At 50.2% G+C, this 12,606-nt stretch carries 10 protein-coding genes and 1 pseudogene; all 11 read left to right on the plus strand.

All coding sequences use genetic code 11. The features are described from left to right. Positions 1-75: 75 nt before the first annotated feature. The 11 genes and pseudogenes from EO763_RS07330 to adrA all read left to right on the plus strand — a co-directional run bounded on the left by EO763_RS07330 (position 76) and on the right by adrA (position 12,573). Positions 76-972 (plus strand): sugar phosphate nucleotidyltransferase, encoded by an 897-nt coding sequence (locus tag EO763_RS07330; protein ID WP_039540671.1) that lies wholly within the window; start codon positions 76-78, stop codon positions 970-972. A 230-nt stretch (positions 973-1,202) separates the two neighbouring features. Then, positions 1,203-2,609 (plus strand): NADP-dependent phosphogluconate dehydrogenase, encoded by a 1,407-nt coding sequence (gene gndA / locus EO763_RS07335; protein WP_039492568.1) that lies wholly within the window; start codon positions 1,203-1,205, stop codon positions 2,607-2,609. Between the two features lie 467 nt (positions 2,610-3,076). Continuing rightward, positions 3,077-3,370 (plus strand): hypothetical protein, encoded by a 294-nt coding sequence (locus EO763_RS07340; protein ID WP_010296810.1) that lies wholly within the window; start codon positions 3,077-3,079, stop codon positions 3,368-3,370. A gap of 75 nt (positions 3,371-3,445) precedes the next feature. After that, complete coding sequence (locus tag EO763_RS07345) at positions 3,446-4,123, plus strand: YjbF family lipoprotein (RefSeq protein WP_167521836.1); 678 nt, start codon at positions 3,446-3,448, stop codon at positions 4,121-4,123. 9 nt (positions 4,124-4,132) lie between these two features. Further along, a complete protein-coding gene (locus EO763_RS07350) occupies positions 4,133-4,915 on the plus strand; it encodes a capsule biosynthesis GfcC family protein (RefSeq protein WP_161528531.1) in 783 nt (260 codons plus the stop codon). Further along, positions 4,912-7,035 (plus strand): YjbH domain-containing protein, encoded by a 2,124-nt coding sequence (locus EO763_RS07355; protein ID WP_161528532.1) that lies wholly within the window; start codon positions 4,912-4,914, stop codon positions 7,033-7,035. Before EO763_RS07350 ends, EO763_RS07355 begins: the two co-directional genes overlap by 4 nt. Before the next feature lie 391 nt (positions 7,036-7,426). Further along, the gene (locus EO763_RS07360) at positions 7,427-7,984 is read left to right on the plus strand and encodes a chorismate mutase (protein WP_161528533.1); all 558 of its coding nucleotides are present in this window, start codon (positions 7,427-7,429) and stop codon (positions 7,982-7,984) included. A gap of 19 nt (positions 7,985-8,003) precedes the next feature. Continuing rightward, on the plus strand, positions 8,004-9,632 hold the full coding sequence (locus EO763_RS07365) for a S53 family peptidase (protein ID WP_161528534.1): 1,629 nt from the start codon (positions 8,004-8,006) through the stop codon (positions 9,630-9,632). Between the two features lie 249 nt (positions 9,633-9,881). Continuing rightward, positions 9,882-10,331 (plus strand): annotated as a pseudogene (locus EO763_RS07370) (family 1 glycosylhydrolase); the annotation flags it as partial. A 110-nt stretch (positions 10,332-10,441) separates the two neighbouring features. Next, positions 10,442-11,278 carry a BglG family transcription antiterminator LicT gene (gene licT / locus EO763_RS07375; protein WP_161528535.1) on the plus strand — a complete coding sequence of 279 codons (837 nt, stop codon included), beginning with the start codon at positions 10,442-10,444 and terminating at the stop codon, positions 11,276-11,278. A 233-nt stretch (positions 11,279-11,511) separates the two neighbouring features. Further along, positions 11,512-12,573 (plus strand): diguanylate cyclase AdrA, encoded by a 1,062-nt coding sequence (gene adrA, locus EO763_RS07380; protein WP_161528536.1) that lies wholly within the window; start codon positions 11,512-11,514, stop codon positions 12,571-12,573. Positions 12,574-12,606 lie beyond the last annotated feature (33 nt).

The raw sequence follows: 12,606 nt of genomic DNA on the forward strand, positions 1-12,606 counted from the left end.
CTACGAAGTGAAACTGATCGGTTCGATCAAAATAGATGTTTAGATAAAAACCAACAGATTGAAGAGAGTCAATCCATGACATCATTAAAAGCGATTATCCCAGTAGCAGGTTTAGGGATGAATTTGTTACCGGTGACCAAGGCTATTCCTAAGGAAATGTTGCCGCTGGTTGACCGCCCGGTGATTGAGAAGATCGTCAACGAGTGTGTGAGGGCGGGGATTAAAGAAATTGTTCTGGTGACGCATGCGTCGAAAAATGCGATTGAAAACCACTTCGATACCTCGTTTGAGCTTGAATCTCTGCTGGAAGAACGTGCAAAGCGTCAACTGCTGGCCGAAGTTCAGTCTATCTGCCCGAAAGGCGTAACGATCATGAACGTTCGTCAGGGGGAAACGCTGGGGTTAGGGCATGCGGTCTCTTGTGCCCGCCCAATCATTGGCGATAGTCCATTTGTGGTGGTGTTGCCCGATGTGGTGCTGGATGAAAGCACGGCCGATCAGACGAAGGAAAACCTGGCGCTGTTGATCTCCCGTTTTGAAGAAACCGGGCGTAGTCAGGTGCTGGTTAAACATCGTCCTTATGAGGTGTTGCCAGAGTACTCTGTCGTCGATTGTGACAAACCGCTGGTGAACCCCGGTGATGCCGCAGCGATTACCTCTATGATTGAAAAACCTGAGGCACCGTCTGAAACAGGGTCTGACCTGTCTGCAGTAGGGCGTTATGTGTTAACTGCCGATGCCTGGCCACTGCTGGATAAAGCCGTCCCTGGTGCATGGGGACGTATTCAGTTAACGGATGTGATTGCCGATATGATCGCGACTCAGCAGGTGGATGCTGTGCAAATGTCAGGCAAGAACTTTAACTGTGGCCGTAAGTTGGGTTACGCGCAGGCATTTGTGTCTTATGGGTTACGCAACCCTGAGTTTGGTGCCGAATTTAAAGAAAGTATTAAGGCGCTGCTGAAAAAGTAATATTGAGTGATAACTCGCTGTAAAACCGCAGATCGTTGAATCGTTCTGCGGCTTTTTCTTTTTCCCGCCATACGTTCCGATTGGGTGAGCTTTCGCTATCAAACCAATCACTACCCACTCACGCAAAGCTGAGTTACCATGTCGGCCTGTTTTTAAATTGCTTGCGAGGTCGCAACGCGAGACGTTGTCGCCGTTGCAGGCAGGTTATCCTTCAGACAGGAGTTGCTTTAATGTCCAAACAGCAAATTGGCGTTGTCGGTATGGCGGTGATGGGGCGCAATCTGGCGCTGAACATTGAGAGCCGTGGCTATAGCGTTTCCATCTTTAACCGTTCTTCCGATAAAACTGATGAAGTTATCGCGGAAAATCCGGGTAAAAAACTGGTGCCTTCTTACACCGTTGAAGAGTTTGTCGAATCCCTGGAAAAACCACGCCGTATTCTGCTGATGGTGAAGGCCGGTGAAGCAACCGATAAAACGATTGAATCGCTGAAACCTTACCTGGAAAAAGGCGATATTCTGATCGATGGCGGTAACACCTTCTATAAAGATACGATTCGCCGTAATCGCGAACTGTCCGCTGAAGGGTTTAACTTCATCGGTACTGGCGTATCCGGTGGGGAAGAGGGCGCGCTGAAAGGGCCTTCCATCATGCCGGGAGGTCAGAAAGAAGCGTATGAGCTGGTTGCGCCGATTCTGGAACAGATTGCTGCGCGTGCTGATGGCGAAGCCTGTGTGACCTATATTGGCGCTGATGGAGCAGGCCACTATGTCAAGATGGTGCATAACGGCATTGAATACGGCGACATGCAGCTTATTGCCGAAGCCTATGCATTGCTCAAGCAGGCACTGGATCTGGGCAACGACGAGCTTGCCGCGACGTTCTCTGAATGGAACAAAGGCGAATTAAGCAGTTACCTGATTGAGATCACTGCCGATATCTTCAGGAAGAAAGATGAAGAAGGTAACTATCTGGTTGACGTGATTCTGGATGAAGCGGCTAATAAAGGTACCGGTAAATGGACCAGCCAAAGCTCTCTGGATCTGGGTGAACCGCTGTCTCTGATTACGGAATCCGTTTTTGCACGTTACCTTTCTTCACTGAAAGATCAGCGTGTTGCGGCCTCTAAAGTGCTGACGGGCCCAACGGCTCAGCCATTCGGTGGTGATAAAGCCGAGTTTGTTGAGAAAGTACGCCGTGCGCTGTATCTGGGTAAAATCGTTTCTTATGCTCAAGGCTTCTCACAGCTGAAAGCGGCATCAGACGAGAACAACTGGGATCTGAACTACGGTGAAATCGCCAAGATTTTCCGCGCTGGCTGCATCATTCGTGCACAGTTCCTGCAGAAAATCACCGATGCGTACGAGCAGAAAGCAGATATCGCTAACCTGCTGTTGGCCCCTTACTTCAAGAAAGTGGCAGATGAGTATCAGCAAGCGCTGCGCGACGTGGTATCTTACGCGGTTCAGCAAGGCATCCCAACGCCAACGTTCTCAGCGGCCATTGCTTATTACGACAGCTACCGTTCAGCCGTGTTGCCTGCTAACCTGATTCAGGCTCAGCGTGACTATTTCGGTGCACATACTTATAAGCGTACGGATAAAGAAGGCGTATTCCATACCGAGTGGCTGGAATAGCCGTTTCTTATGCTTAGATAGCGCCGTTTGTTAATAAAACGCCAGATTAGGAAATATCTGGCGTTTTTTGTATTGATGTATCAGTGGAACGATATCGTTAAGATATCTATGACTTTTTTTCTGGAATACTGTAAATTTCATTAAAGAAATCTGCTTTTTTACCGAGATCATTGCTGTTTATTACATCGGGATCTTGCTATTTTTAACGGTGTTGCAAAAATTGAGTTGTAGTTTTGTTTTCTGGTGTTGGTTGTCAGAGGTGGTTTTATCTCATAGAGGGGTTATTTCCTCATTGATAGTTTCATCGCCATTGAACTGTAACTCATTACTGGGAGGATCCCGGTAACGGTCGGTAACGACGCAAAACTCAATCGGTTTGCTGTTGTGCTGGCTGAAATGAAGGACGGGGTATGGTCTTTTCGACGGTACCCCACCCTGAAGTACTTCATGTTAAAAAGGAAATCGTAATGAAGAAAACGTTAATCACGCTGGCTGCGGTACTGGCCATGTCGTCAAACGCGTTTGCTGTTGATGGCGTCTCTAGCAGCACTGCTGCTGGTACCTCTACCACCACGACCACCAGCGCTGCTGCTGCGGGTGCCGCTGGTGCTGGTGGTGCTGGCTTTGCTGCTGGTACTACTGCTCTGATTGCTGTCGGTGCTGCTGCTGCGATCGGTGTTGCTGTTGCAGTTGCTGTTTCCAGCAACGATGACAGCTCTCCTGCGGGGACAACGACGGCAACTACTGGTACTCGTAGTTAATTTCGTTTTAATTCTAAGGCCACTTCGGTGGCCTTTCTTTTTCCGGGCTACGCTGTTCAACGAGAACTGCATTCCATGACAAAAATAAAACGAATGGCAAAGGTGAGAGCGCTAATTGCCATACCTCTTTTATCGATTGTGCTGACTGGCTGTTCCCAAAATGTGGATCAAGTGGGGAAAACCTTCAAGCTGGCATTTTTCGGCCAGGATGACACCCATGTGACGGCTAAACAGGTTGCCAATACGCCCTATGCATCGGCCTATCTGAAAGTGGGTAAAGCGCCACAGGCGTTTGTTGTGCTCGCTTTCGCCGAGCAGAATCAGTTGAAATGGATCGGTGCCGATAAAAATATGGTATCGACCCAACATGGTCGTTTGGTGAAAACGCAGGGCTTCGGCGAAGACATTACCTATGTGGATAACCTGCAACACGATCCCCTGGCGTTAGGCCTATTGAAGACATCAACGCCAATGACATGGCAGAGCCGGGTTGAATGGGCTCAGGTCTTCCGGGGCGGTTATGAGACCACGTCTGTTTTTCAGGCCCGCGGCAAAGAAACCGTAAAAATTCTGGATATCCCGCGTGAGCTGCTGCGTTTTGATGAGCAGGTGACCGTCCCCGCGTTGAATGAATCTTACACCAATAGCTACTGGCTCGATCCGACTAACGGAAGTGTGGTTCAAAGCCAGCAGTATATGGGGCCGGATATGGCATTGGCCACATTCACCGTATTAAAACCCTACGTACAATAAGGGGCTGCAATGTTGGCACTCAATCGTATCGCTACCTTGTTGCTGCTGGTTTCCGGCGTCGCGACGTCTGCGCAACTGACTGTAAAATCGCCTCAAGAGACAATCGCTGTCGTTAAACTGGACGACGGTACGCGTCTTGAAAAATTTTACGAACAGGTTTCCTGGCCACAGAATATTAACTGGCAAACGGCGTTTATTTCTGATTTTGCGACAACACAGAAGGTACGTGCGCAAGGGGATGTCTTGCTGCAAAAGCTGGCTGAACTGGAAACGCGCTGGCGCAATTCAGGCGATGGCGATCTGGCGATCTCCGCCTGGCTGCTGAGAAAGACGATTAACCCGATTAATGTTGCGGGTCGTATCCGTACCGATCTGGATCCTGACCGCGTACGTGTGTATATAGAAAATAATCGCCCTCTGGTGGGGGAATATGCACTGTATGTGGCGCCTCATGATGACACGTTGTCGCTGATCGGTCTGGTGAATACGGCCGCTGATGTGGGGGAACTGGAGACCTCGGGGAAAGTGGCGCTACGTGCAGGATGGTCGGTCGAGAATTATCTCTCTGGACGTCGGCTTCTTGCGGGAGCGGACAACAGTTACGGCTATCTGATTGGGGGGAACGGTCAGTGGCGTAAGGTGCCGCTGGCGCTGTGGAATCGTCAGCATCGTGAACCCGCTGCGGGCGAAACGCTCTTTATCGGCTTTAACCCCTCGGTGCTACCACAGGATATGTCATCACTTAACGATCAGCTTGCTGACTACCTTGCTAACCGGATTCCACTCGAATGACAAAGAACAGAAACATTAAACTATGCTGTCTGGCGTTGGCGATTGGCAGCATCTTGAGTGCGCAGGCGATGGCGGCTGAAACAGAAAGCAGCCGTACTGCGACGAACCCGAACTTGCGCTTTCAGCCTGCTGGCGTGTCGCAGTCTGATTTTGGGGGGACGGGGTTATTGCAGATGCCGACGGCGCGTATGGCGAAAACGGGCGAATTTAGCCTGAACTATCGTGACAACGAAGAGTATCGGCGTTATTCCGTATCGCTCCAGCTCTTTGACTGGCTGGAAACGACGGTACGCTATACTGATACGCGAACAAGATTATATAGTTTGTACTCTGGTTTTAGTGGTAGTCAGACACATAAAGATAAAGGTTTTGATATTAAGGCGAGGTTGTGGCAGGAAAGTTATTGGATGCCCAATCTGTCTCTGGGGTTGCGTGATATCGCCGGTACAGGATTATTTGATAGCGAATATCTGGTGGCCAGTAAGCGTATGGGGCCGTTTGATTTTTCCTTGGGTATGGGGTGGGGCAATATGGCCGAGAGCAGTAATATTAAAAATCCCGCCTGCTCGTTGAAAGCAAGCTTCTGCCAGCGTAGTCGTGGGTATTCTGAGAACGGTGGGCAATTCGAAGTTGGGAATTTCTTTCACGGTTCGGCAGCGCTATTTGGTGGTGTTGAATATCAAACCCCGTGGGATCCATTGCGCTTAAAGCTTGAATATGATGGTAATGACTACAGTCGCGAAACTGCTGGTGCTGTCAAGCAGGATTCCCCTTTCAATATCGGCGCCGTCTACCGTGTGGGCGATGTGCTGGATACTACGCTGTCGTGGCAGCGTGGCAATACCCTGATGTGGGGCTTTACCCTACGCACTAATTTCAACGACCTGAAGCCGAACTATTTAGACGATGCGCCACCCGTCTATGCGCCAGTGCAGGATGGCAAAGGCACAAATTGGCAGCTCGTCTCCAAAGAGCTAAATGATAAGGCTGGCTTTAAAGACGCCGATATTTACGCGGACAAAAAGCAGGTCACCATTGTTGCCGATCAGACAAAGTATCGTGATAGTGAACAGGCGACGCAGCGTGCGGCTACGGTATTGGCAAACCATGTGCCGGGTAGTATTGATGAATACCACCTTGTTCAGCGCAGCCAGCGTTTACCGATTGCCAGCACGGAAGTGGATGCCAAAGCCTTCCATCAGGTTAAGCAGGCTGCCGTTCCACTGGGTCAACCGGAGCCTGAAACGCATCGCAAAGAGCCGGTATCCGACGTGCGTGGTCAGCAGGTGCTGCTCGCAGAACCCGATCGTCTGACGTATTCATTAGATCCGACGCTGACGCAGTCTTTCGGTGGCCCTGAATCCTTCTACATGTATCAGGTCGCACTGAAAGGTAACGTGGACTACCGTCTGAGCGATCACTGGAGCGTAGGCGGAACGGCAACGCTGAATCTGGTGAATAACTATGACAAATTCAATTTTAAAGCACCACCGGCGGATGGCGCAGCGCTACCACGCGTCAGAACCTGGGTGCGTGAATACATTACTTCTTCCGATCTGCTATTGACCAACCTGCAATTGACTCGCATGGATAATCCCGCGCAGGACTGGTATACCCAGGTCTACGGCGGCTATCTGGAAATGATGTATGCGGGGGTCGGATCTGAAGTGCTGTATCGTCCGTTTGGTAAAAGCTGGGCGCTGGGGCTGGATGTGAACTATGCCAAACAGCGTGACTGGAACGACATCATGAGGATGGCCGATTACGATGTGGTGACAGGTCATCTGACTGCGTACTGGGAACTGCCGTTTGTGGAAGGTGCGGTCGCTAAAGTGAGCGTGGGTCGTTATCTGGCAGGGGACAAAGGGGTGACTCTCGATCTGTCTCGCCGCTTTGACAGCGGAATTATTGCCGGTGCCTTTGCGACCAAGACCAACGTCAGCGCCGCTGAATATGGGGAAGGGAGTTTCACCAAAGGCTTCTACGTCTCGATACCGTTTGATCTACTGTTCACTGAACCGACGGTGAAACGTGGCGCTGTTGGTTGGGTACCGTTGACGCGAGACGGTGGTCAGATGCTACAGCGCCGCAGCTCGCTGTATGGTCTCACAGAGCACTAATCAATCTTCGTTCGTTTAGGGTGAATCAAGCCCGTCATGGCCGAGTGCCACGACGGGCTTTTTTGTGTGCGCTTGCTTAACAGAGCAATATTGCCACTTAGTAACTAAATTGAACTATTTCATTTTGTTATTATTTGTATCTTAATCATCGAGTAATGAGGATTGTGCTTTTGGGGCTTTATTCTTAAATTTCTTGTAATTTAGCAACTTAATGGCGGGTGTCGCGGCAGGTTGGGAGATTTTTAAGAAGAAATGTTTCCTGTGGGTAACGGTTGAAATAGTTTCGTCATGGAAGATTCATATGGCGAAACCTATTATCTCCTGTCGCAATGGCGAAATAAAAATATAGCCATAGACCTTCATGGTGGTGCTGACAAGAGAATGTAATCCGATGAATTTGCCTATTTCCGCTGTTATCTCGTTAGTAATGAGCTCTGTTTGGTGTGTTCCTCTCTATGCCGCAACGCAGGATAATCCTCTTGGTATCTATCAACTGATTCAGGAAAGGATGGTGTTGATGAAAGATGTTGCGGGGTATAAGGCCCGCCAACACCTGCCAGTTGAGGATCTAAAACAAGAGGATCGTATTTTGAGTAAGGTGCGGGAGCAATCTGCTGCCGTTGGTTTATCCCCTCAGAGTACCCAGCTGTTTTTTACGTCATTAATGAATTCCAGCAAAGCCATTCAGTATCGTTATATGGCAGACTGGCTTGCGACACCGGAGAGCGACTGGACGCCGCTGTCGTTGAACGACACCATTAGACCCACACTACTCACGATTGACGACCAGCTTCTGGTGAGTATTCAACGTTACCTTGCGAATGGCGGGCATTTTGCACTTCAGCAAGAGGCCACATTTCTTTCTTCTATTAATGTTGAGCATCTGTCACAGAACGACAAACGCCAGATTTATGTGGCATTGAGTCAAATTGAACCAAACAGCAAATAGCTGAGTGGGAGAGAAGACGATGACTTACCAATTATTGAAAGGGAGTGAACGCGGAAATATCGCTGACGCCGCGTACCGCGAACGCTGTAATGTTAATGAAAGCGTCAGAGTCATGCTGGTGTTGCGTTTTACAACGCCAGATGATGAGTATTACACCGAACTGCACGATAGTATCGATCCACAATTTGGCGGCATCTGCGCTAATAAACCGCTGTCGCGCGCCAGTTATGCCAGAAAGTTCGGCGCTGATGAGGCCGATCTAGAGCATGTCCGTGCGTTTGCACAGCATTATCGGCTATCTGTCGAGCGTGAACATGCTGCCAGCCGTACCGTCTTCTTGACGGGGACGGTGGCGCAAATGGAGCAGGCATTTCGCGTGAGCTTGGCCCGGTATGAGCACAAAAACGGGGTATTTCGTGGGAGAGCAGGGGGAATTTATCTGCCTGAATACCTACAAGGCGTAGTTATCGCCGTACTAGGCCTTGATGAGCGTTTGGCGTCGAACTGTTACCTGCGTATAAACGACTCGTTCTCTACTACGGCAAAGCGCCTGTCGGGTTATACGCCGCTTGAGCTGGCGGAGCTTTACCACTTTCCAGAGCATGACGGTGCAGGGCAGTGTATTGGGATTATTGAACTGGGGGGCGGGTATCGCTTACCGCAGTTGGCGCACTATTTTAAACGAATGGGCGTCAATCCGCCGCAGGTCGTCGATGTTTGTGTGGGGGGCGCTAAGAATACCCTTGCTTCGTCAGATGACGACAAAGAGGTGAACCCGATCGATATCGAAGTGCAGATGGATATCGAAATTGCGGGTACGCTGGCACCGGCCGCTAAAATTGTGGTGTATTTTGCTCCGAATACCGATGCCGGATTTTTAGAGGCGATCAACGCAGCGATTTATGATGAAAAAAATGCGCCTTCGGTGATTTCGATTAGCTGGGGGAGTTGCGAGTCGGAATGGACTGCGCAGTCATTACAGGTGTACAACCAGGCCTTTCAGACCGCCGCTGCACTAGGGATTACGGTGTGCGTGGCGTCTGGCGATCACGGCTCACAGGACGGTGAACCACATGGTTTGCATGTCGATTTCCCTGCATCCAGCCCCTACGTTTTAGCCTGTGGCGGCACTCGCTTGCAAAAAGCGATGGAAGAAACGACCTGGCATAACCGAGACGGCGGCGCGACAGGCTGTGGTTTCAGCCAGTACTTTGCGTTGCCCGGTTGGCAGTTGGGGATGTCTCTGGTCGACAAATATGGCGGTCATCATCCTTTGCAACACCGCGGCGTACCGGACGTCAGCGGTAATGCCGACCCCGAAACAGGCTATCTGATTGAAGTTAACGGACTGGAAGGCGTTGTTGGGGGAACCAGTGCTGTTGCACCGCTGTGGGCGGGATTGCTGGCACGTATGCTCGCGTTAACCCATTCGGCCTCGCTGTTTATTCCTCCTTTGTTGTACCGTAACCATAATAGCTGCAAGGATATCGTGCGGGGAAATAATGGGGCCTTTGTTGCCTCTGAAGGGTGGGACGTCTGTACGGGTCTGGGATCGCCAGATGGAATGAAGTTGCTAAGGCTGTTGCAGCGGCTCGTGAGGCTCAATGGGCACGGCGTGCGTGACAGCGACGACGGACATGAGCGGTGAGTCTGCATTCCTGAGATGGCTGGCACAGAGGACACTCCTGCTCAGGTGAGGACATTATCGGTGATATTCATCACAGATTGCCCGACCTCGGTTTGAGTCTACGGCGGTTAGCAGATATAACCCGATAAGAAGGACGTGATCGGGCCAAGGCCCGAGCGAAACCTGATACGACGCATGTGATTCAGACATGTTCGTATCAGGTTTTTTTTTGTCTGAATCCAGCCCGATCGCGCTATCTATAACATCAGTGAAGAAGGCGTACATCGCGGGGCAAGTAATCCGTGGTTGCAGAAAAATGCCTTTGGCTGGGAGATCGATCCGATAGGTTTCCGCAATACGTTGCGTGAACTGCACGATCGCTACCATTTACCGCTGATCATTACGGAAAATGGGCTGGGCGCGTTTGATACGCTCGATGAAAACGGTGAGATTCACGATGATTATCGCATCGACTATCTGCAACGCCACATTGAGCAAATCCAGCTTGCGATCACCGACGGGGTGGATGTCTTCAGTTATACGCCATGGTCGGCGTTGGATCTCATATCCACCCATCAGGGATGCTCGAAGCGCTATGGTTTTATTTACGTTAACCGTGAAGAGTTCGATCTGAAAGATCTGCGGCGTATCCGTAAAAAAAGCGCATACTGGTATGCTGATATCATTAAAAACAATGGGCTGGATAGCTCAGAAGCGTAATCGATCCTTAAACGAACAACATTGAAAAGGCGCCTCGTCGATACCACGTTGAGGCGCTAAACGGTAGGGAAGGCCTGCGTGCCTTCCCATCAGACAGGACGGCTGATGCGATGATCATTGAAAAAATACTGAGCAATAACGCCGTGTTGGTGCTGGCTGATGACCGACGGGAAATTGTGGCGATTGGCAAAGGCGTCGGCTTTGGCAAGAAAGTGGGTGACCCTATCGATCCGCAGCGTATTGAAAGCCAGTTCGTGAAGAAAAGTGACGGCATAGCGGATGTGCTGTCACAGCTCCTAGCGGATATTCCGCCCGACTGTCTGGCTGTGACGCAGCAGATCATTACTCTGGCGCAAAAAACGCTGCGACTTGATGTGCAGGACACGCTGTTTCTGGCATTAAGCGACCACATTAACTTTGCTATTCAACGCCATAAAAAAGGGCAGACGATCAAGAACCTGATGCTATGGGATATTCGCCAGTTCTATCGCAGTGAATTTGCCATTGGGCTGGAGGCACTGGCACTGATTCGCACCAGACTGGATATCGATTTGCCGGAGGATGAGGCGGGGTTTATTGCGCTGCATCTGGCGAATGCAACGAATAACAGCGATATGCAGAGCACGATGCAAAGCCCAGGTATCATTAAAGATATTCTGACCATTCTGAAATACGATCTGCACATCACGTTCGATGAACATTCCCTTAATTATCAGCGTTTGGTTACGCATCTGAAATTCTTCGCTCTGCGTTTGTTAAATCGGGAAACGGTGAATCACGGCGACGATTCAATCTATCAGGGGATTACCGAATTGATGCCGCGGGCCTATACCTGTGCAATGAAAGTATATGATTATGTGGAAAAAAATTACGGTTGCCAGCTAACAACAGATGAGATCATGTTTCTGACCATTCACATCAATCGGTTACAACCCTCTCCAGCTTAATAACATGGGCTATCATGATGGGGACGTCTACGGCAATAATCGGAATGGGACGAAAGCCACGGGTAAGACCAGCTACCTTTAACATCCGTGCTACTCTCTCCAACCCTTACGACATCACTTCGTTTCGTTATGTAACAAAATAAATTCAAAAATTGCTCACTGTTGCTGGCATGCTTTCAGCCATAATGTTCTTTTTTCTCGCTATTTATTCGTGAACCGCAATGGGGGTCGTTATGTCAGCCTCGCCGCCGATGTTTTTGACGGTAGATGTACGTCGCTCAGGGCTACGCTTTTCCCAGCGAGTCTATATTCCACGGATTGTCGGTACGATACTGTGCGCTCTCTTTATTTCCTCGGTGCTAATTACCTGGCCTGTCCCGACGCTCTTGTGGGTGTTGCTCTTTCTTAACACCTTTATCTGGCCTCACATTGCCTACACGCTGTCCCTGCGGTCACGCGACCCGATGCAGTGCGAGAAGAGTAATTTATTGATTGATGTGGCGTTTGGTGGCATCTGGATTGGGTTTATGGGCGTGAATCTTCTGCCCAGCGCCGTGATTGCGGCAATGGTAGGGATGAACTGTACGGCTGGCGGTGGAGTAAAGCTGCTTGTTCAGGGCATCGTATTACAGTGTGTCGCCTGTGTGCTGGTGCTTGTGCTGTTTTCCGTGCCGGTTTCGCTGGATACGACACCGCTGCAGCTTTATGCCTGTCTACCGATGTTGCTGGTCTACCCGATTTTTCTGGGTTATGTCACTTACACCACTGCGCTGAAACTGGCGGAACACAAACGTATGCTGATGGAAGTCAGTATTCATGACGGGATGACCAGCCTCTATAACCGTCACCACTGGGAACGTCTGCTAAAGCATGAGTATGATAGTTGCCAGCGCTATAAGCGTACGGCGACGCTAGTCCTGTTTGATATCGACCATTTTAAAGCCTTTAACGATAACTTTGGGCATAACGTCGGCGATCAGGCGATATTGCTGCTGACGCGTGAGCTGACATCCGGCTTTCGGGAAACGGATGTGATTGGGCGGTTCGGCGGTGATGAGTTTGCCGTTATTTTACCACAGACCAGCGCGGGAGACGCGTTGGACGCCGTGAATCGTATTCGGGAGAGCTTATCGCTGAAATTCCTGAGCCAGACGCCGCAGTTGGCGGTGTTTGTCAGCGTCGGTATTGCGGAAATTTCACCGGAAATGGGTCAATATATTGACTGGTTAAAAGCCGCGGATATGGCACTTTACCGGGCAAAAAATAAAGGCCGCCGCCGAACCGAAGTTGCCTGAATGCATAAGGAAACGGCGGGAGGGCCGTCATTA

Source organism: Pectobacterium odoriferum (assembly GCF_009931295.1).
GTDB lineage: Bacteria > Pseudomonadota > Gammaproteobacteria > Enterobacterales > Enterobacteriaceae > Pectobacterium > Pectobacterium odoriferum.

Bases quoted from the DNA above. Each gene is read 5' to 3' on its own strand.
- EO763_RS07330 (WP_039540671.1), top strand. From the start codon at position 76: ATGACATCATTAAAAGCGATTATCCCAGTAGCAGGTTTAGGGATGAAT.
- gndA (WP_039492568.1), top strand. From the start codon at position 1,203: ATGTCCAAACAGCAAATTGGCGTTGTCGGTATGGCGGTGATGGGGCGC.
- EO763_RS07340 (WP_010296810.1), top strand. From the start codon at position 3,077: ATGAAGAAAACGTTAATCACGCTGGCTGCGGTACTGGCCATGTCGTCA.
- EO763_RS07345 (WP_167521836.1), top strand. From the start codon at position 3,446: ATGACAAAAATAAAACGAATGGCAAAGGTGAGAGCGCTAATTGCCATA.
- EO763_RS07350 (WP_161528531.1), top strand. From the start codon at position 4,133: ATGTTGGCACTCAATCGTATCGCTACCTTGTTGCTGCTGGTTTCCGGC.
- EO763_RS07355 (WP_161528532.1), top strand. From the start codon at position 4,912: ATGACAAAGAACAGAAACATTAAACTATGCTGTCTGGCGTTGGCGATT.
- EO763_RS07360 (WP_161528533.1), top strand. From the start codon at position 7,427: ATGAATTTGCCTATTTCCGCTGTTATCTCGTTAGTAATGAGCTCTGTT.
- EO763_RS07365 (WP_161528534.1), top strand. From the start codon at position 8,004: ATGACTTACCAATTATTGAAAGGGAGTGAACGCGGAAATATCGCTGAC.
- licT (WP_161528535.1), top strand. From the start codon at position 10,442: ATGATCATTGAAAAAATACTGAGCAATAACGCCGTGTTGGTGCTGGCT.
- adrA (WP_161528536.1), top strand. From the start codon at position 11,512: ATGTCAGCCTCGCCGCCGATGTTTTTGACGGTAGATGTACGTCGCTCA.